We start from the raw sequence: 19,266 nt of genomic DNA, 5'->3' as shown, positions 1-19,266 counted from the left end.
CCCGAAAAGGAAGGATGAGTCCAGCAAAAAATGCACGAATCGTAAAAAAAAGTTTTAGGGGCTGGTTATAGGGCATCGAACCGTCTCAGCGGCTTCATTACACTATAGGAGATAGCAATATCCATGCCGATCAGTATTGGGCAAAACCCTATATTATGACCATATGATACTCAATTAAGCAGTCCTTTACCCTAAACATGATTCATGATACATAAGTAAAAAAGTACATAGAGGGACTAAAAATAACCAGCATGCGTCGTCCTCATCCGAAACGGACAAATAAAAAAAAATTTTACAGAAATCCTAAACCGCGCGATCATATAAGATTACAAGTAGAGGCAGAACCGGTCCTCAAAGGGATCTTCGCAAAAATCGGGAAACCCATCGAAACACCATTCACGCCTGACGCTTTTCAGCTTCGTGCACTGGATGCAATCAGAACGACTGACTGTCTTGTGATTGCACCAACCGGGTCCGGAAAGACATGGATTGCGGAACAGGCAATTCTTTCCGTCTTCAGCAGGGGCGGGCGATGCTGGTATGCTTCTCCCCTTAAGGCACTGACCAATGCCAAATGGGTCGAATTCGGACTCCATTTCGAAAGCCAAAATGTCGGTATCCTCACCGGTGACACCAAAGAAAACATTGATGCCCCGATTATCGTCGGAACGACGGAAATCCTGAGAAATCAGCTCTACGACGCCATGCACCGCGGTGATGACCTGAACTGCGATCTTGTTATTCTGGATGAGGCCCATTTCCTGGGAGATGCCGATAGAGGTGTTGTCTGGGAAGAGACCATGATCTACCTTCCTACAAGGATAAACCTGCTGCTGCTCTCCGCAACAATAGGGAATGGTGATGAGATCGCCCAATGGCTTTCCACGATACGGGGTAAGGAATGCGTGGTTGTCAGAGAAGAAAAGAGACCGGTTCCCCTGTATCCCCTGTTTCTCCATCCATCGGGGAGAATCATGCCGTATCTGGAAAAGAATAAGCTTTTCAGCAAAATCAACGAATTCCTCAATGAAAAACAGAAGAGAGGCCCCTATCGGGGGAGACCTCCCCATTTTGGGGATATAATCAGAATTTTGGAGAAATTTCAGCTTTTGCCGGCCATCTTTTTTCTTAAATCACGATCAGAGTGCGATGCCGCTTTGAAAACCTGCGATATTCTTTCACGCAATACCGAAGGAGATACATACCATTACACTCTGGAAGAACTCATTTCCCGTTTCCCCTATTTGAGTAATCACAAACAGCTGCACTCCCTTAATACTGCGAGGGTGGCTTCCCATCACGCGGGACAACTCCCTGCCTGGAAATTCCTCGTGGAGACGATGATGAAAAGGGGACATCTCCGCGCCATCTTCGCCACGTCCACCGTAGCGGCCGGCGTGAATTTCCCCGCAAGAACTATCGTCCTTTTTAATTCGGATCTCTTCAACGGCAGCGAATTCAGCCCTTTGAAGGGCACGGAATTTCATCAAATGACGGGGAGGGCCGGAAGGCGCGGCCAGGACAAGATCGGCTTCATGCTGTTAGTTCCCGGAAGATTCATGGATATTGTACACATCCGGCGCCTTCTCTTCAGAAATCCCGAAGATATTATGAGCCAAATAAAAAACGACTTTTCGATGATCTTGAATCTCCTTTTGTCTCAAACACCGGAGGACATCAGGAACATCTTCGAAAATTCCCTGGCGATGTACCAGTATAACCATGGGAAAAAGAGAGAAAGCGCGCAGACTGACGTCTCAGACCTTTGGGAAGATTTTCAACGGCATTTAAACTTTCTCATGGCGGAAGGATTCGTCGATGAAAATAATCGGCTTACTGAAAATGGATTCTGGGCGTCCAAGTTGCGGTTGGATCAACCCCTGCTCATTGCTGAATGTCTAAAGCAGCAGGCTTTCCCGATCAATGATGAAAAACTTCTGGCAGCAGTTATCGCTCCCTTTGTTTATGACGGGGAGGAAAATAGCAGAATGACCGGCAAGATTATTCCCCGAAAACTAACCCGGGCCTATAACTCGGTTATCTCAACAATTAAACCTTTATCGGAACGGATGAAGGCCGCAGGATTTACTGTTACCCCCCTCTATTTATGGACATCTTCCGTAATCTATGACTGGGCGAGGGGCCGGGACTGGGATGAAATCATCGAGCAGGCAGGAATAGCGGAAGGAGACATGGCAATGCTCATTTTAAGAACCGCTGATAACTTACGGCAGATCAAATCCCTGAAAGAAACACATCCCGAAATGGCGGAGCTTGCTCTCAAGGCAAGAGAATCCATTCTGCGGGAACCGGTTATTTTTGAATAGGGGATTTTTTTTAACCACATGCCGGATTCTGTTATTTGTTGCTTGACATCATCATTAACAACAGGATATAAGCACCACTTCATGAGAACAACACATCAAAAGGTAATGTGTTGTTATGTCGCACGTTTAACTGCAGTACGGTACGTCCCCATCGTCTAGAGGCCTAGGACACTGGCCTTTCACGCCGGTAACCGGGGTTCGAATCCCCGTGGGGACGCCAAGTAATATCAAGAGGTTAGCGATTATCTTCGCTGGCCTCTTTTGCGTTTCCTGTAAATCCACTTGAATATTCATCTAGACGTTGCATCGCGTCCAGGAAATCACGGTCAATATTGTCAAGATTCCTTCCCGTCGTGTGGACAACGACACTCATACATGACGTTCGTCCCCGTTAGTCTGGATGAAAAAAAGCGTTGCAGGGACGACTACAACAAAACGATTAAAAAAGTTTCGGTCAAAAAGCGGATTTATTGCGGGGAAAAAACGGTCGGGGATTGGCGGGAAGAAATCTCAGAATAGTTTGGAATGAAATTTATTGACTTTTTCTGAACGGCAGACACTATGATAACCTGATCTTACCCACGCGCTCTGCCGTGCCATGGTTCGCCCGGAATCAGGGACACTAATTGACTCATCAACAATTCTGCTGCCTCCCGAAAATCAAAATCACTGCTGGCAATTAACAGCGGCCCAATATCTTCAATAAAAGCAGCGCCTTCAAGTTTCTCAAGCAGGTTTTGCTCGAACACCGCCCTCGAAATCTTATGTCCTTCCTGTTCCACCTGTTCATTCCGGGTCCAGGGGGCATGTTGCTTCCATTCGGATATGAAGTCTTGGGGGATCAAACCTCCGCCTCCACCTTGACATTGACCAGGAGCCGCCAGCGCTGCAACTGGCCGATGCCCCTAAAGGGCTGCGATGGTAAAAGAGGCGTCGGCGCCGGTTTCTCCCGGGCGATATAGTCTGCCAATTTTCCGGTCTTTTCCTCAGCCCCAACCAGATCGAGAAGATAACCAAGTCTTTGCGCCCAGGCAATGGGCGAAAGGGCCGCTACGACGACCAGATCTTTCCCGTCAATACGCTCCGCAAGTTCCGCCAGAATGGTGGCCACATTATCCAGTCCCGCCGCGTGGTGAGGATAGCCCGCCAAATCAAAGGCCGTCGCTGCCGGCGTCGATATTTTCAGGTAGCCCCGTGGGGTCTTGAAATCTGACGTGGGTATCTTCTCCATATTATTTCTGGCAATGAACTGCACCCGGACTTTTCCGCAAGTGATTTCCGGTTTGTTTCTGGTTGCCACAACCTGAAAGACCTGGGGGCGCTGGTGCGCCGCCCCATGATACTCGGCAGCACTGAGCAGGCCGGCATAATACTTTTCACCCAGATGTTCCATCAGGGATGGAATGAAATGGTCGGCCGGGAGACATCCTATATTCCTGTACTCCGGGGGGACAATGACATGGAAGCCCTTGTAGGGCACGGCGAGTTCGCCTTTTTGCCGCAAACGGCGGAGCGCCGCACGGGTGGCAATCATACTCGTACCCAAAACCTGAGCCGCTTCTTCAGTGCTAAAGCAGTATCGCCCCCGCGCGACCAGGTTCGTAATGAATTGTATGGCGGGCATACATTTCCCTTTTGAAATGAATTACTGCGGCAAAGTAACACATTTCGTTACTTTAGTCGAGTGAAACATGCGATGCCCGGTCTGAAGTCTATTATAACAATACCGCCTCCACATAGGGCCGCATGACCTTCTCCACACGGCACACCTTGGCATAACAGATCAGAGCGCCCCTTTCACCGCTGGCGACTTCTGATCTGCACTGCTCCAAAATGAACCCGGCCTCCTATGGTCCCCTTTCACGCCGGTAACCGGGGTTCGAATCCCCGTGGGGACGCCAAGTATTATTAAGGGGTTATCAATTTATGGTAGCCCCTATTTTCGTTTGAGTAAAAGGGGACAACTGTTCCATTTAATGATAACCTTCCCCTTTGCCCCCTTTAGGACTGAAGATAACTGTGGAGACCGGGAAGGTAATTGACTCCGAGATAGGTGAACAATACCGCGGCGAAACCGACAATAGCCAGGATAGCCATCCTTTTTCCCCGCCATCCCCGGACAAATCGTAAATGGAGCATGCCCGCATAGATCAACCAGGTAATCAAAGACCAGGTCTCCTTTGGATCCCAGCTCCAGTATGAACCCCAGGCATAGTATGCCCATACCGAACCGGTTGCAATCCCCAGCGCTAAAAGAATAAAGCCTAAAACAATATTATGATAGATCAGCTCATCGATAAATTCTGTCTCCGGTAAAAATCGAAAGAAGCGTTTTGAACCCTCCTGATTCTTACTGTCTGATCTCTTCAGAAGATGCATGATACCGAGGCCGAAGGCGATGGCGAAGGCCGAATACGCTAAAAAACAGCTGATGACGTGACTGATCAGCCAGTTGCTCTGCAGTGCCGGAATGAGCGGCTGTATCCTGGTATTCACATTTGGCGAAAAAGAAGCGTATGCCATAAAAAGAAAAGCCAGGGGAGTTACGAAAACACCGGCGCTCCTTGATCTGGTTTTCCATTCAGTGATGAGATAGAGAAGGATGATGGCCCAGGCGAAGAAAATCAGGGATTCGTAGAAATTGGAGAGGGGCGCATGACCGATACCCAGTTTATAGGATGTAGTCCATCTCAGCGCCAGAGCTAACGTTTGCGTAAGAAATCCGATGAGGGTTATCCACAATGCAAATCCCCCCCAGAATTCCTTCCCTGTTAGGATCCTGAGGAGAGAGAAGACAAAAGAACCGAAATAGGCATAGGTAACCCAGCTCAATAATATGGTATCGCTCATGCTTCAACTTCCCACTTTCGTATATTCCGCCATAATATATTCCATTTCCATGTGCAGCCGCCGGGAATCCCGATTTGTCCTGCCGGCTATGGTTATTCGAGTGCTGTCGCCCTGTGACTCTGCCCCTATCCATACCCGCCGGTGGGATGAGAAGAAAACCACCATGAAACCGGCAAACATCAGGAATGCGCCTGATGCAACGATGGGAAGACCCGGATCATAGGCGATCTGCAACCCTGTATAATATCTCCTGTATATATGATCGAGACTAAAGATTTGCAGAACCTGAACCTGCGCATGACCATCGGGCACAGTCCCATAACTTGTCTGGTAAAACCTGAGCCCTTCAAAGATTATAGGATGATTGACCAGTAACGATCCCTGATAAACGACACGGTCGTTTTTCAAAAACGTCAAATCCGAACGATATTCTCTTGGGAGACCATCCTCATAAAAGTCCACATTAAACCGGTCACAGCGAAGGGTGAAATTCAGCTTTTTTGTCCCTCTTTCCCCCTTGAGTTGAATGGTATCGACGGCATCTCCTTCCGCCACTTGGACGTAGGCGTCAAATCCAAAGAGAGATCCAATAACGGCTCCTCCAATGATGATCAGGATACTCAGGTGAATGACGTATACACCAAAATGAGAGAAGCGGCCCTTTTCACCATAGAGAATGCAGCCCTGCCCTGTTTCCTTTTTCTCTACTTTACGGTACTTCTTTTTCAGAATATCTTCCAATTTCTGAATGGTTATGTCGTGCCTTTCCTCTGTCAGGGTGGTTAGGGCGGGGGACAGATTTTCAAGAGACGTGAATGAATCAGGTAAGACTTTCGCCCGAAAGCGCTGCCAGGTAATATGAAAGCGGCTCAGCGAACAGGTTATTAGATTCAGGGAAAGAAGTCCCATAATAAGGAAAAACCAGATTGAGTGGTACAGATCGAAGAATTGCATCTTCTGAAATGCGGAAGCTAATCCCGGCGGGATGTTCCGGGCAAATTCCCGGGCGGCTTCCTGCTGCGGAATAAGCGAACCAGCCACAAACAGAAGAACAATGAGGATGAAAAGAACGATAGTCAGATTGACGGAAGAAAAAAAGGACCAGATGACATTTGATTTTTTCATGTTCGAGCAGTGTCTATGAATATGAAACGAATCCTGATGATTATGAAAATATGATAAAGCACAGGACAGGATTATCAAAATATCAGGGGAGAAGGACCGTAATGAAAAAATTTAGCATTGCTCTTAACCATTTTTCCCTCTAAAGACCAGCTCCGGTTTTTTTAGAAACACTTCTGTATCCGGCGGCACCGAATCGGTAATCCAGACGTTTCCGCCGATCACCGAACGCGCTCCGATGATCGTCTTTCCGCCCAGCACGGTGGCATTCGCATAAATAATGACGTCATCTTCAATAGTGGGGTGGCGCTTCTGGTTTCGCAGGTTTTCACATTCCTCCCTGCTCAGCGACATTGCGCCCAGCGTCACACCCTGATAGAGTCTGACACTCTTGCCAATGACCGTTGTTTCACCGATCACCACACCTGTACCGTGATCGATAAAAAAGCTTTCTCCAATGTGGGCAGCGGGATGAATGTCGATCCCGGTTTGGCTATGGGCATATTCGGTCATAATACGCGGGATCAGAGGCGCTTCCTGATGATACAGCTGGTGTGCTATGCGATAGATTGTAATGGCGTACAGCCCCGGATAACTAAAGATGATTTCATCAAAGCTTTTCGCTGCAGGATCGCCTTCATGGGCTGCCAGAATATCCGTCGCAAGCAGGACACGCAACTGGGGCATGCTGTGTAAAAAGTCGATAGCGGCCTGCTGGCCGCGTTCCTCGCAGTCCGAACATGGCAGATTATGGCGGATACAGTCATGCCGTATCGCCAGCATGATCTGTTCGGAGAGGGCTTCGAAAAGGCCGGTCACTTCCTGACCAAAATAGTAGCCTACATTCACCTGGTCCACACGTGTGCGGATAAAATAGCCGGGATAGAGAATGCGGCTTGCCCTGTGCAGGATATCGATGATGGCCTCACGTGAGGGAATCGGTTCCGGACCCACATGATCAAAGCAGCCATCACGATTGCAGGACAATACAAGCTGATCGACAATAGCGGGGATTTCTTCGCGAAAGCGCCGGGCAATGGTAATGTCCGCTTTACATTGCTTCATTTTGGGTGTGTCATCCATGGTAATGTTCTCTCCTTTACTGGACCGTACATGCCTGTTCGCTTGACGTCCAGTAGGGGGACATGCTGCGTAACCTTTCGATAATTGGCTGCATCTTTTTAATAACGAAACTTATTTCTTCTTCCGTATTATAGATGCTCAGACTGAATCTGATAGACCCATGGGCCATGGTAAAGGGAACTCCCATGGCACGCAGCACATGGGATGGTTGGAGGGAACCCGAAGTACAGGCCGAACCGGAGGATGCACAGATTCCGTATTCGTCCATCAGAAGAAGAATGCCCTCGCCTTCGACGAATTCAAAGCTGATGTTCGCCGTGTTGGGAAGCCGGTATAACTGGTTTCCATTTACCCGGCTATTGGGGATACGCGCCAGAAGTTCTGTTTCCAGTTTGTCCCGCAGCTGTTTTACCCTTGTATTCTCCGTCTCCATATTACGGGCAGCCAGTTCGCAGGCCTTCCCCAGTCCGATAATACTGGGGGTATTTTCCGTGCCGCCCCGGCGCTCCTTTTCCTGGTGTCCTCCAATCAGAAAAGGTGAGAACCTCGTACCTTTACGGATATAGAGGATTCCTATACCCTTTGGCGCATGAAGCTTGTGACCGGATATGGAGAGCATGTCAATGACATTTGTCTTCAGGTTTATGGGAATCTTCCCCACTGCCTGGACCGCATCGGTATGGAACAGGATGCCCCTTGTATGAGCAAGTTCCGCCGCCTTTTCCACGGGAAAGAGAACCCCTGTTTCGTTATTGGCCCACATAAGGCTGACAACCGCCGTATCCGGCGTCAGATTTCTTTCAAACTGATTCATGTCCAGAAGGCCGTCCTTATCCACGGGCACTTCCGTAATGCGATAGCCCTGCCTTGACAGATGAGCGCACAGTGATTTGACGGCGGGATGTTCAACCCTGCTTGTCAAAATATGACGCCTGTCGGGATGTGCTGCCAGTGCCGACCGGATGGCGGCATTATCGCTTTCCGTACCGCAACTGGTGAATATGATTTCCTCAGGTGCGGCCCCGATGAGCAATGCCGCCTGCTCGCGGGCCTCACGGATTTTTTTTGCAACCTGGCCTCCAAAGGAATGCATGCTGGACGGGTTTCCGTAAAGGTCACGGAAATAGGGAAACATGGCCTCCAGAACTTCCGGTGCGACCTGGGTTGTCGCATTGTTATCGAGATAAATCGTATTCATGGCGTCACCTCTTCAACGACAAGCTCTGGCGATATGATATCCCGAAGCTTTTGTTCAACAAAATGTTTCAGCGTAATATCGGCTGCCTTGCAGGTCGCGCAGGCGCCCCGTGTAGCAACAAGGACGCGGTTACCGATCACATCAATGAGTTCGATATCACCGCCGTCGTCTTTCAGGGACGGCCTGATTTCACGTTCGATGGTTTCCTCGATCATTTTGATTTTCTGCATGTTGGAAAGTTTCGGTCTGACAACCGGTGCAGTATCAGCCCGGACCCTCTCAATAATTTGCCTGATGGCATCATGACACCCCCCGCAACCGCCGCCGGCCTTGGTGTAGTTCGTCACCTCTTCAACCGTCGAAAGATTGTTCTCCCTCACCGCTTTTTCGATTTCACGATCCGTGACACCGAAGCACTCGCATATGATCTGTGCTGCCAGCTCCTTCGAGGGGACCCCCTGATAATTTTCAATAGCCTTTTCCAATGCCTGCTGCCCCATAACGGAGCAGTGCATTTTCTCCTGGGGAAGGCCGCCGAGGAAGGCCGCGATATCCTGGTTTGTCACTTTCATGGCCTCTTCCAGGGTCTTCCCCTTGATCATCTCAGTCAGTGCAGACGATGTCGCAATTGCGCTGGCACAGCCAAAGGTTTTGAATTTGACATCCTTTATCCTTTTGTTCTCATCTAACTTGAAAGAAAGTTTGAGGGCATCTCCACAGGCTATGGAACCGACTTCAGCCACGCCATCCGGATTCTCGACTTCCCCGACGTTGCGGGGATTAAGGAAGTGCTCCTTTACTTTATCTGTATATTCCCACATAAGCTCGCTCCTTTTTTTATCCTTACCGTCCAAGGGTTTTCAGGAATAATACCTGATTACTATGCCGAATATCAACCGGCAATTGTGACATTGTCGTAAAGAACATCGATATGACGATCTTTTTTATAATAGTACACCATATGACTGCTGTCAACATTTCCCGAAAATCTAAAAAATAGGGGCAATTTGACAATCAGAGGATCATCCTTACATTATCATCAATACAAAAGCTTAAATTTTGTTTTTATGGAGGATAATAATGAAAAATCCCCTTATTTATGTGACATTGACATTACTCTTTTTTGTTTTTGGATGTCAGAGCTCAAGTGGCGACCAACGGGAGGTGAAAAAAAGTATAACAGAAACGAATATAACAACTCAAACAGCAACATTTGCCGGCGGCTGTTTTTGGTGCGTTGAATCAGATTTCGAAAAAGTACCGGGTGTCGAAAAGGTCATATCCGGGTATACAGGTGGTTCCGGGGACAATCCGACCTATGAAACATATGGTAAGACCGGACATGTTGAGGCCGTTCAAGTTTACTACGATCCCTCAAAAATCACTTACAGTCAACTTCTCGATGTGCTTTGGAGGCATATGGATCCTACAGATCCGGGAGGACAATTCGGTGACCGCGGTCCTCACTATAGAAGCGCTATCTTCTATCATGACGACGAGCAGAAACGCCTGGCGGAAAAATCCAGAGAAGAATTGGGCAAATCCGGACGTTTTTCCAAACCAATCGTGACGGAAATCATCAAATTCAATAAATTTTTCGATGCGGAGGACTATCATCAGGATTACTACAAGAAAAATCCCCTGCGGTATAAGTACTACAGGAATGGGTCGGGCCGCGACCAGTTTTTAAAAAAGGTGTGGGGAAACGATAATGCCGGCATTAAACCCGCTTCGGATCAAGCATATAAAAAACCTGACGACCAGATACTGAGGCAACGATTGACAAAAATGCAATACGAAGTAACGCAGAAAGAAGGTACCGAACCAGCCTTTCAAAATGAATACTGGGATAACAAAAAAGAAGGTATCTATGTAGATATAGCCTCCGGTGAACCGCTGTTTAGCTCATTGGATAAATATGATTCAGGTACAGGATGGCCCAGTTATACCAAACCTCTTGAGCCTGCCAATATAATTGAAAAGGAGGACCGCAGCTTTTTCACACGGCGCACGGAAGTAAGAAGTAGATATGGGGATTCACACCTCGGGCATGTTTTTCCGGATGGACCAAAACCGACAGGGCTCCGGTATTGTATGAATTCAGCGGCACTGAAATTTATTCCGAAGGAGGACATGGAAAAAGAAGGCTATGGCAAGTATCTAACACTATTTGACCGGAAGTAGCAAATGAACTACCCTGAAGCAGGATGATCATGGTACCGGACGATGGTTTTTCAATTTGAACGGGATTTAAATATGAACCCCTTTTCTCTGAACAGTTGTATGCAGACATCCACCGCTTCCGTGTCGTAGAGAACTCCCCTGTGTTGAAAGATTTCCTTCAATGCTTTATCTATCCCCAACGCTGGTCTGTATGGCCGATGCGTACATATTGCTTCAACGACATCGGCTACCGCTAAGATTCTCGACTCCAGAAGGATTTCTGTTCCCCTAAGACCCTGCGGATAGCCGGTACCGTTCATTCGTTCATGATGCTGATAGACAATCAACGCTACAGGTCTGAAAAAGTCTATATCCTTCAATATTTGATAACCTATCTCCGCGTGAGTTTTTACACAATTATATTCATCATTATTGAGAAGACGGGGTTTCCCCAGTATTTCGGACGGAATGGATATCTTTCCCAGATCATGGATTAAGCCTGCCATGCGGACGCCGTCGATGATTTCTGCAGATAACGTCATTTCCGTCGCAATGGACCGGGCAAGCTCTGTCACCCTTTTTTGATGTCCAGCCGTATAAGGATCTCTTGCCTCAACAGCCATTACTACGACATCAATGATAAATCGTGCAGATCTTCTTAACTTTTCAATGCTTTGTGAAAGGGTTTCCTCTGTTCGTATGCGCTCGTTTTCCGATTTTTCCAGTTTGGCAATTTTCAGCCGCATTTCTGTCATTTCATTTATAAGTTGTTCTTTCGTCTTGTCTTCATCTTTCATCATCGTACTCTCTCGCTGACTCCGAAGTAATCTTCTAGAAATATGCTCGCGGGGATTCACCATCTGATAAAATTATACCCCCAAAGGGTCGAATCAACCGATTGGGGGTACCATCCGCAGATGCCGTTTGGTCAAGTATAGGACTGAATGCTCGTTTTTAAGAGTCGGTCTTCAATAGGGTGGCAACCACCAACAAGACCCTTACGCTTTTTTTTGTTCTTTCAGCCATCATGACCGGTTAACAAACACCGCAGAATTCCTCTTTTGTTTGCTTTATCGGTATTCTTTCACATTTTCTTTAAACATCAAGTAACACCCTCCCTTATCACTTCCGCATTGACAGACAATTTTCGTTATCGTAAAAGAATAAATAATATTTAGACATTTATCATGTTAATTAATCTCAATAGAGGACGGTTTGCCGGATATTGTGGACAACAAAATGCCTCATGAGAGAGGATAGTATCTAGAGATATTTCTTTACCGCTTTGAACAGTAACACATAATGGAAAACAGAAATAGTTGCGGAATGTGTCAAAAAGTAAAGGTCTATGCAATATGTCCAGGCTGTGGAATTCCGATATGTGAACAGTGCGCCCGTTTTGAAATAATAGGTTCAGGTTGCGGGTGTGTATGGCCCGTGTATTACTGCTCCATATGTGCGCAGAACCCTATGATAAATCCTAATGCCGTTTTTAGAGATCCGGATAAATGATAAAAGGAAAAGTCATGGAATTTTTCATAAAATTGCTTATAAGTGTTACCATTATAATTATCTGTACACAGATCGGCAGGAAGTTTCCCTCATTCAGCGGTCTGATCGCCACCATGCCCATAATAAGTGTCATCATTCTTGTCTGGATATACTCGGATAATCCGGGCGATTTCAAATTAATGGAAGATTTTACGAAGGCGGCTCTATGGGGAATTGTGCCCAGTATTTTGTTCTTTCTGGTCGCCTATTTCTGTTTTATAAACCACTATCACATCGGTATTGTCCTCAGTGCAAGTTTCGGCACATGGCTGATGGGGGCGTTTGTTCATCAGTGGTTACTGAGATAAAGAGACTTACTCTCCCTTGATGGGACGCGTGCCCTTCAGGGTAGAGGCTTAAGGTGCGGGTGATTTTCATGTCTTCGCGATGCCCACCTGGGCATTAATTTTTGATACGGAAGTGATAAAATGACAGCATCCATCAAATGTCCCGCTCCGACGCTTGCCACAGGAGCCGAGGTCTGCGGGTTTCGCATTCTCCGGATTGAACAACTCCCCGAAATACGGATAACCGCATACGAAAGTGAACATGAAAAGACCGGTGCGAAGGTGATCCACCTTCACTGCGATGACCGTGAGAACCTCTATTCGATTGGATTTCGCACGCCGCCCGCGGATTCCACGGGTGTGCCGCACATTCTTGAACACTCAGTGCTTGCCGGTTCGGAGCGATATCCATTAAAGGACGTCTTCAATGAGCTGCTCAGGGGAACACTGCAGACCTTCATCAACGCCTTTACCTACCCCGACAAGACCATTTACCCTGTAGCAAGCCAGGTGAAGGCCGATTTTTTCAATCTTGCCCGTGTATATACGGATTTGGTTCTGAGACCCCGTTTGTTGAAAGAAACTTTTTCCCAGGAAGGTCACCACCTGGAATTTTCAAATCCGGAAGACACATCGAGCGAACTTACCATATCGGGAATCGTCTATAATGAGATGAAGGGCGCCTATTCCTCTCCCGATGCCCTGATGTATAAGATCATTCAGGAAAATCTCTATCCCGATACCCCGTATTCTTTCGACTCAGGAGGAAATCCGGATGAGATTCCGCTCCTTACATACAAGCAGTTTAAAGCATTTCATCGCGCCTATTACTCGCCGACCAACGCACGCTTCTTCCTCTACGGCGACATACCGACCGCAGATCATCTGGCATTCTTAGCCGAGATGCTGGAAGGGTTTGATCGTGTGGAGGTAGACTCAACCGTAAAAAGTCAGGCGAGATGGCAAAAACCATCTTCAATCCATGACGCCTACCCCATTGGAACAGATGATAAAACCACAGGAAAAACAGCCGTCAACGTTTCCTGGCTGACGGCAGAAAACACTGATTATGCAACAGCCGTTCTCCTTCAGATTACGTCCGGAATGCTGATTGGAAGCGCTGCGGGGCCTCTCCGCAAGGCCCTCATCGATTCCGGGCTTGGTGAAGATCTGTCTCCCGTCACCGGAGTCGAGCGCGATCTCAAGCAGATGGCATTTACCGTAGGGTTGCGGGGCACAGATCCGGACAAAGCCTCCCGTATCGAGGCGCTGATCATCGATACGTTAAAGAATCTCATAGAATCCGGCTTTGATCGGGACCTGATCGAGGGGACTCTTCACCAGGTTGAATTCCACGGCAAGGAGATTATTCGCAGCGCATACCCGTATGGGATCGTACTCATGGGGAGATCGTATCATACCTGGCTGTACGACGGCGATCCCCTCGAAGGTTTGAATTTCCCCCGCATCATCGAAGAAATCCGCAAGAAATGGAAGGCAAGACCTGATCTCTTTCAGGAGATCGTCCGGAAATGGTTTGTCGATAATCCCCACCGTCTGTTGTCCGTCATGGAGCCGAGCACAACCTATCAGGCCGAGCAGGAGGCTGCATTCAAAAAAAAGATGGGCCGGCTCAAGGCATCACTCTCCGGCCCCGAACTGGAAAATATCCAAAAAGACGCTTCTGCCCTGAAAAAATTCCAGGCTGAGCCGGAAATGCCGGGGGCGGCAGCGATACTTCCAAAACTGAGCATCTCCAATATCACACGCGAAATAGAAACAGTTCCTACGGCAAAGGCGGCCATTGAAAACGTCCCGGCCATGATACACGACATATTTACCAACGGCATTGCCTACCTCGATCTGGCATTTGATGTATCCGATATGCCGGAAGACCTTCAACCCTATCTCCCGCTCCTGGGAAAGTTGATCACCAATATGGGGGCAGCGGGTTTCAATTATGAAGAGATGGCGAAGCGCATTGTATTGAAAACAGGGGGAGTCGGTTATCACCTGTCGGCAGGTATGGCGGTAGACGGCAAGAAAAACTGGCAGAAGATGATCTTTCGTATCAAGGCGCTCCATCGAAATATCAGGGATGCCGTCAACATCATTTCGGATATTCTGGCAGCCGGAGACATGTCCAACGAAACCCGGATGCGTGACCTTATCGCAGAAAGGAAAAACAGCCTCCATGCGTCTGTCGTTCCTTCCGGCCATGCTTTCGCACGGAGGACTGCCGGCTCGTCGCTCTCTTTACCGGCATACAGAGATGAACAGTGGCACGGCAGGTCACAGCTTAAGTTTGTCAACCGTATCGCTGATCACTTTAACGAAATAAAAGGAGAGTTGCTGGATAAGCTTACCCTTCTTCAAAGCATGGTTATCCGAAAAGAGAGGCTCTCCATTAATGTAACGGCGGATTCAGAAGGAATCTCTCTTTTATCGGAAAGCGCGGCTGATTTGGTCAGGCGTTTATCCGGCAACGGAGGAATAGGAAACCCGAGTATCCCTGCCCTTACTCCCATACATACCGGGATATCCATTCCCGCGCAGGTCTCGTATGTAGCTAAGGTCCTTTCTGCACCGGCATACGCCGATCCGCTTTCCGCCCCTTTGTTTGTGCTGTCTCGACAATTGTCGAGCGGGTATCTGTACAAACATATCAGGGTTCAGGGCGGTGCTTACGGAGGCATGTCACAATATGACCCGATGAGCGGCACCTTTGCCTTGCTCTCCTACAGGGACCCCAGCATTGTAAATACTCTGAACGTTTACCGTGAGGCAATGGATTTCATATCCGGAAACAAAACTTCAGGGGAGGAACTTGAAAAAACCATTATAGGGACAATAGGCTCTCTCGACAAACCCATGGATCCGTCGAGCAGGGGATACATTGCCATGATTCGCGACTTTACCGGTCTCACAGACGAAGACCGCCTGAAATTCCGAAACAGCATCCTCGACATAACACCGGAAGTGTTGCTGGAAGCCGCTTCCCGTTATTTTACTTCTGCGGCGGATTCTGCCGTTGTCTCCGTATACGCCTCACAGGAGAACCTTCAAAAAGCCAACGAAAGCCTTGAGCCGAAACTAAACGTTGAGACATTAACCTGATAATGAGGGCAACGAACACGGGAAACGCCCCTGCCCCGTAAGGCATGAAATTTATCTCCCTCCTCATAATTCCCCCTTTCCTAAAGGGGGACTGAGGGGGATTTTACAGAGCACCCCCCACCCCACCCTTTGTACAAACCGGGGAGGGTGACTATTTACGTATGAGATCAACCCGCAAAAATAGCCGTAAAGTTTATAATGATGAACATGAATATTGATTTTCTCAAAGAGCGCAGTACCGTCACTGATAAGCTCTGTCCCTACTTCCCCGAGATCACAGCCCCGGTTGAAGAGGCCTTATTATGGAATGTATCCCTTTCTCCTGAGCAGACCGATGAGTATCTCGCACGGGGCTGGCGACACAACTCATGGTATTTCTACCGCAACATCTGCGGAACTTGCCGGCGCTGCCTTCCAATCCGCTTGCAAGTAGATGCATTCACGCCTTCAAAAAGCCAGCGTCGCGTCCTTAAAAATAACAGTAAGACAGAATTTAAAATGTTTGAGCCTATGGACTTTGCAGCTAAGTATATCGGGCAGAGTTTATCGCTGTTCAACAGATTCCTCCTTATTCGCTATGATAAAGCCCCCCATGATTTAGGCGAATACTTCAACGAGTTTTTTATATCACCGTCACCGACGCTTATCTCCGCACTGTTCGTAAACGGCAAGCTTGCAGGCAATGGTTTCCTTGATCTTGGAAAAAAATCCCTTTCAACAATCTACTTCTCTTTTGATCCGCAATTCAGCTCCCTGTCCCCTGGAACCTTTTCCATCATTAAGGAGATTGAGTGGGCCCGCAATAACGGCCTTCAATATTACTATCTTGGATATTATATACGCGAGATCAGCTCCATGCAGTACAAAGGGTTGTTCCGGCCGTTCCAACTTCTGGATTTCGAAACAGGGATATGGGAAGAACAATTAACTGAACCGGGCAGGGAAGAATCAGGAGGAAATAAGTATTTCTCCGGCAAGCATGAATCAAGATAATTGCATCGGTAATTCAGAAGGAATTCCCGTGACATAACGCTCTGGGAAATTCCACCCCGAATTCCCCACAATCTTATCCCCCGAATTACGTCCCCTCATTTTTTCTTTGCATTTGAAATTGACGACCTCGTAAAAAAGTCGGGTTTCGTCTCAAATTGTCATTCCTACGAAAATAGATTCCATATATTCCCCCCTTTAGAAAAGGGGGGGTAGGGGGGATTTGATAATCGCGTGGAAAATCCCACTGTATCCCCCTTTTGCAAAGGAGGATCTATCAGGACAAAGTTATTTTCATGCTTCGTGGCGCCACCACGGGGCATGAAGTTTCCCGCAAAGGCGGGGACCTGAGTGACATGGTTTTTGACTCTTTACAAAACCGTAAACCGTTGATTGAACAATGGAAATGCGTAATAGGGGACAGCTGTCCCCTATTTGTCTAACAAAAGAATGGAGCACCCTTAGTAGAGGTACAGACTTCAAAAAAAAGCAACGCCATCCCCTTTTGGGCGAATTCATTAAATTCGGTTTGAAATGTGCAGGGTCTAAAATTTATTTCCCCGCACAGGTACAAATATGAAGTCTTTTAAATATATTTTTAAGAGAAGGTGTGAAATCTTAAAAATATATTGGTATTAAGGCTCCAAGCGGCATTCAGGCTCTTTCTGTATGAGGATCGCGGACGTTGGATATGCCAGGCTTCAAATACAAAGTGAGAGTTTGGGTGGTTGGTACGGATCAATGATAACGGGTTGAAAGGTTGCAAAGGATTGAAGGCATTTTTCTATTCATTCAGATTACGAACATCTTCCTCAAACCATGATTATTTTCGATAATCAAAATTCTAAAAAACATTTGACAAAAGCTCCATGTTTTACTATTTTCCACGTAACTCCTCTGCCAAGGAAGGAACGAGCAATATAGTGAAACAGGAAAAAACCAAGCTGGGCAAGTTTGAAATGCAGCTTCTCGCCTATGCCCAGCTCAGGAAAAAAGAATTCATTTCCTCGGGCGAAATTGCCTCCGCCTTGGATATTACTGCCGAACAGGAATGGAAACTCCTCAACCGGATGGCGACCTCCGGTCTGATTATCCGTTTGAAAAGGGGCGTCTATCTGGTCCCTTCCCGTATGCCCGCTGGCGGACGGTGGACGGTCAGCGGCTATTACATCCTTTCCAAACTCATGGAGGTCATCAAAGGCCGATACCAGATCAGCGGCTCCAGCGCCTTTAACTTCCATGGCTTCGACGACCAGATCCCGAACCGGATTTACGTTTACAATGACCGGATTTTTGGAGAAAAGCAGATCGGTGGAACCGATTTCGTCTTTATCAAGACGGACATCAAGCGGTTGGGTTCGACAAAGAGCTTGAAGACGCCTGATAGCATCGACGCCGTCATGGTCACTAAAACCAGGGCGCTGGTCGATGCCGTTTATGACTGGTCCCGGTACAACACCCTTCCGCGGGCCTACGGATGGATCGCGGAAACGCTGAAAAAAGACCCGACCATCGTCGAGGACCTGATCGGCGACACGCTCCAATACGGCAACAAGGGGACCGTCAAGCGCATCGGATACCTGCTTGCCCAACTCGGCATCCCCGCTGATCGACTCAGAGAAATGAAACGCCAGCTCGGTTCCGCAAAGTCGCTGATCCCCTGGATACCCGGCCAGGCTGCAAAAGGCAGCGTCAATAAAGAGTGGGGGTTGATTGTCAATGGGTCCATCCCGCGATCATAGGATCTCGGTCCACGAAGATCAGTCGTTCTTCCGCGAGGCGTTGCTTTTCACCGCGGGCCAGACAGGGTTGAATGCTACACTCATCGAAAAGGATTATTTCTGCACCGTCCTTCTGCAGTATCTTTATGACCAGCCGGACAGCCCGCTCATCTTCCGGGGAGGCACCTGCATCGGCAAGGTCTATGCCGATTTCTACCGGCTCAGCGAAGACCTCGATTTCATGATTTCGACGCCTCCGGAAGCGAGCATTTCCGTGCGACGGAAACGAATAGCGCCGGTCAGGGAATGGGTAAGGACAATTTCAGAGGAGATGAGCATCCTGACCCTCCCTGAGGACTTCACCGGTCATAACGGCTCCCGTCAGTACGTCGCCTATGTGACCTACCCATCGGTCTTCCTCACGGAAGAAGCGGCCCGCATCAAGATTGAAGTGGGTTTGCGCGAAACGCCCCTGATGCCGCCCACGCAAATGGAGGCCAGAACGCTGCTGCTGAATCCTTTTACCCGAAAACCCCTGGTTCCCGACATCGATTTGACCACCTTGTCTATGAAGGAGGCCATCGCCGAAAAGCTGCGGGCTGCATTGACACGTTTGGAGCCGGCCATTCGGGACTTCTTCGATATCGATTATCTGGCCTCCCGGAATAAGATGGATCTCAACGATCGGCATCTCTTCCAACTTCTCGCCGAAAAGCTGAAGGTTCCGGGAAATCCGCCTATCGATCTGTCTCCGGCGCGGAAAGAAAAGCTCAAGACCCAGATCAACACGGAACTGAAACCGGTGCTGCGTCCCGTGGATTATGAAAGCTTTGATCTCGACAGGGCGTTTGATATAG

16 protein-coding genes and 1 tRNA gene are annotated in these 19,266 nt (G+C 48.1%); 8 read left to right on the top strand and 9 right to left on the bottom strand.

Annotated elements, in window-relative coordinates:
- The first annotated feature begins 251 nt into the window (after positions 1-251).
- Together NTW12_06445 and NTW12_06440 are read left to right on the top strand one after the other, a co-directional pair.
- Positions 252-2,327: a DEAD/DEAH box helicase gene (locus NTW12_06445; protein MCX5845981.1), complete on the top strand. Its 2,076-nt coding sequence runs from the start codon at positions 252-254 to the stop codon at positions 2,325-2,327.
- Between the two features lie 144 nt (positions 2,328-2,471).
- Positions 2,472-2,547: transfer RNA gene (locus NTW12_06440), tRNA-Glu, on the top strand.
- 15 nt (positions 2,548-2,562) lie between these two features.
- Here NTW12_06440 and NTW12_06435 read toward each other — a convergent pair.
- The 8 genes from NTW12_06435 to nifU all read right to left on the bottom strand — a co-directional run bounded on the left by NTW12_06435 (position 2,563) and on the right by nifU (position 9,401).
- Positions 2,563-2,700: a hypothetical protein gene (locus NTW12_06435; GenBank protein ID MCX5845980.1), complete on the bottom strand. Its 138-nt coding sequence runs from the start codon at positions 2,698-2,700 to the stop codon at positions 2,563-2,565.
- A 202-nt stretch (positions 2,701-2,902) separates the two neighbouring features.
- Positions 2,903-3,172 (bottom strand): hypothetical protein, encoded by a 270-nt coding sequence (locus NTW12_06430; protein MCX5845979.1) that lies wholly within the window; start codon positions 3,170-3,172, stop codon positions 2,903-2,905.
- Entirely contained in the window at positions 3,169-3,951 is a 783-nt protein-coding gene (locus tag NTW12_06425; protein ID MCX5845978.1) for a type IV toxin-antitoxin system AbiEi family antitoxin, read from the bottom strand. The genes NTW12_06430 and NTW12_06425 overlap by 4 nt, the downstream gene beginning before the upstream one ends.
- A gap of 377 nt (positions 3,952-4,328) precedes the next feature.
- The gene (gene ccsB / locus NTW12_06420) at positions 4,329-5,177 is read right to left on the bottom strand and encodes a c-type cytochrome biogenesis protein CcsB (protein MCX5845977.1); all 849 of its coding nucleotides are present in this window, start codon (positions 5,175-5,177) and stop codon (positions 4,329-4,331) included.
- Between the two features lie 3 nt (positions 5,178-5,180).
- Positions 5,181-6,302, bottom strand: coding sequence for a cytochrome c biogenesis protein ResB (locus tag NTW12_06415; protein ID MCX5845976.1), 1,122 nt, complete (start codon positions 6,300-6,302; stop codon positions 5,181-5,183).
- Positions 6,303-6,425: 123 nt separating this feature from the next.
- Positions 6,426-7,382: a serine acetyltransferase gene (locus tag NTW12_06410; protein MCX5845975.1), complete on the bottom strand. Its 957-nt coding sequence runs from the start codon at positions 7,380-7,382 to the stop codon at positions 6,426-6,428.
- A gap of 16 nt (positions 7,383-7,398) precedes the next feature.
- On the bottom strand, positions 7,399-8,580 hold the full coding sequence (gene nifS, locus NTW12_06405; GenBank protein ID MCX5845974.1) for a cysteine desulfurase NifS: 1,182 nt from the start codon (positions 8,578-8,580) through the stop codon (positions 7,399-7,401).
- A complete protein-coding gene (gene nifU, locus NTW12_06400) occupies positions 8,577-9,401 on the bottom strand; it encodes a Fe-S cluster assembly protein NifU (GenBank protein ID MCX5845973.1) in 825 nt (274 codons plus the stop codon). Before nifU ends, nifS begins: the two co-directional genes overlap by 4 nt.
- A 259-nt stretch (positions 9,402-9,660) precedes the next feature.
- On the opposite strand from nifU, the gene msrB reads away from it, so the two are divergent.
- Positions 9,661-10,764 carry a peptide-methionine (R)-S-oxide reductase MsrB gene (gene msrB, locus NTW12_06395; GenBank protein ID MCX5845972.1) on the top strand — a complete coding sequence of 368 codons (1,104 nt, stop codon included), beginning with the start codon at positions 9,661-9,663 and terminating at the stop codon, positions 10,762-10,764.
- Between the two features lie 50 nt (positions 10,765-10,814).
- Here msrB and NTW12_06390 read toward each other — a convergent pair whose 3' ends face one another.
- Complete coding sequence (locus tag NTW12_06390) at positions 10,815-11,543, bottom strand: HD domain-containing protein (protein MCX5845971.1); 729 nt, start codon at positions 11,541-11,543, stop codon at positions 10,815-10,817.
- 708 nt (positions 11,544-12,251) lie between these two features.
- Between NTW12_06390 and NTW12_06385 the strand changes: the two genes are divergently transcribed.
- The 5 genes from NTW12_06385 to NTW12_06365 all read left to right on the top strand — a co-directional run.
- A complete protein-coding gene (locus NTW12_06385) occupies positions 12,252-12,602 on the top strand; it encodes a DUF3147 family protein (GenBank protein MCX5845970.1) in 351 nt (116 codons plus the stop codon).
- A gap of 120 nt (positions 12,603-12,722) precedes the next feature.
- Positions 12,723-15,698 carry an insulinase family protein gene (locus tag NTW12_06380; protein MCX5845969.1) on the top strand — a complete coding sequence of 992 codons (2,976 nt, stop codon included), beginning with the start codon at positions 12,723-12,725 and terminating at the stop codon, positions 15,696-15,698.
- Positions 15,699-15,905: 207 nt separating this feature from the next.
- Complete coding sequence (locus NTW12_06375; GenBank protein ID MCX5845968.1) at positions 15,906-16,691, top strand: arginyltransferase; 786 nt, start codon at positions 15,906-15,908, stop codon at positions 16,689-16,691.
- Positions 16,692-17,611: 920 nt separating this feature from the next.
- Complete coding sequence (locus tag NTW12_06370) at positions 17,612-18,430, top strand: hypothetical protein (GenBank protein MCX5845967.1); 819 nt, start codon at positions 17,612-17,614, stop codon at positions 18,428-18,430.
- Positions 18,408-19,266 (top strand): nucleotidyl transferase AbiEii/AbiGii toxin family protein (locus NTW12_06365; protein MCX5845966.1); only part of this gene is annotated, 859 nt, incomplete at its 3' end. The genes NTW12_06370 and NTW12_06365, both read left to right, overlap by 23 nt.

This window comes from Deltaproteobacteria bacterium (assembly GCA_026388545.1).
Classification (GTDB): Bacteria; Desulfobacterota; Syntrophia; order Syntrophales; family UBA2185; genus JAPLJS01.
The sequence above is the reverse complement of the archived record's forward strand: the minus strand, read 5'-3'. Positions and strand labels throughout refer to the sequence as shown.

Bases quoted from the DNA above. Each gene is read 5' to 3' on its own strand.
- NTW12_06445 (MCX5845981.1), top strand. From the start codon at position 252: ATGCGTCGTCCTCATCCGAAACGGACAAATAAAAAAAAATTTTACAGA.
- NTW12_06435 (MCX5845980.1), bottom strand. From the start codon at position 2,700: ATGAGTGTCGTTGTCCACACGACGGGAAGGAATCTTGACAATATTGAC.
- NTW12_06425 (MCX5845978.1), bottom strand. From the start codon at position 3,951: ATGCCCGCCATACAATTCATTACGAACCTGGTCGCGCGGGGGCGATAC.
- ccsB (MCX5845977.1), bottom strand. From the start codon at position 5,177: ATGAGCGATACCATATTATTGAGCTGGGTTACCTATGCCTATTTCGGT.
- NTW12_06415 (MCX5845976.1), bottom strand. From the start codon at position 6,302: ATGAAAAAATCAAATGTCATCTGGTCCTTTTTTTCTTCCGTCAATCTG.
- NTW12_06410 (MCX5845975.1), bottom strand. From the start codon at position 7,382: ATGGATGACACACCCAAAATGAAGCAATGTAAAGCGGACATTACCATT.
- nifS (MCX5845974.1), bottom strand. From the start codon at position 8,580: ATGAATACGATTTATCTCGATAACAATGCGACAACCCAGGTCGCACCG.
- nifU (MCX5845973.1), bottom strand. From the start codon at position 9,401: ATGTGGGAATATACAGATAAAGTAAAGGAGCACTTCCTTAATCCCCGC.
- msrB (MCX5845972.1), top strand. From the start codon at position 9,661: ATGAAAAATCCCCTTATTTATGTGACATTGACATTACTCTTTTTTGTT.
- NTW12_06390 (MCX5845971.1), bottom strand. From the start codon at position 11,543: ATGATGAAAGATGAAGACAAGACGAAAGAACAACTTATAAATGAAATG.
- NTW12_06385 (MCX5845970.1), top strand. From the start codon at position 12,252: ATGATAAAAGGAAAAGTCATGGAATTTTTCATAAAATTGCTTATAAGT.
- NTW12_06380 (MCX5845969.1), top strand. From the start codon at position 12,723: ATGACAGCATCCATCAAATGTCCCGCTCCGACGCTTGCCACAGGAGCC.
- NTW12_06375 (MCX5845968.1), top strand. From the start codon at position 15,906: ATGAATATTGATTTTCTCAAAGAGCGCAGTACCGTCACTGATAAGCTC.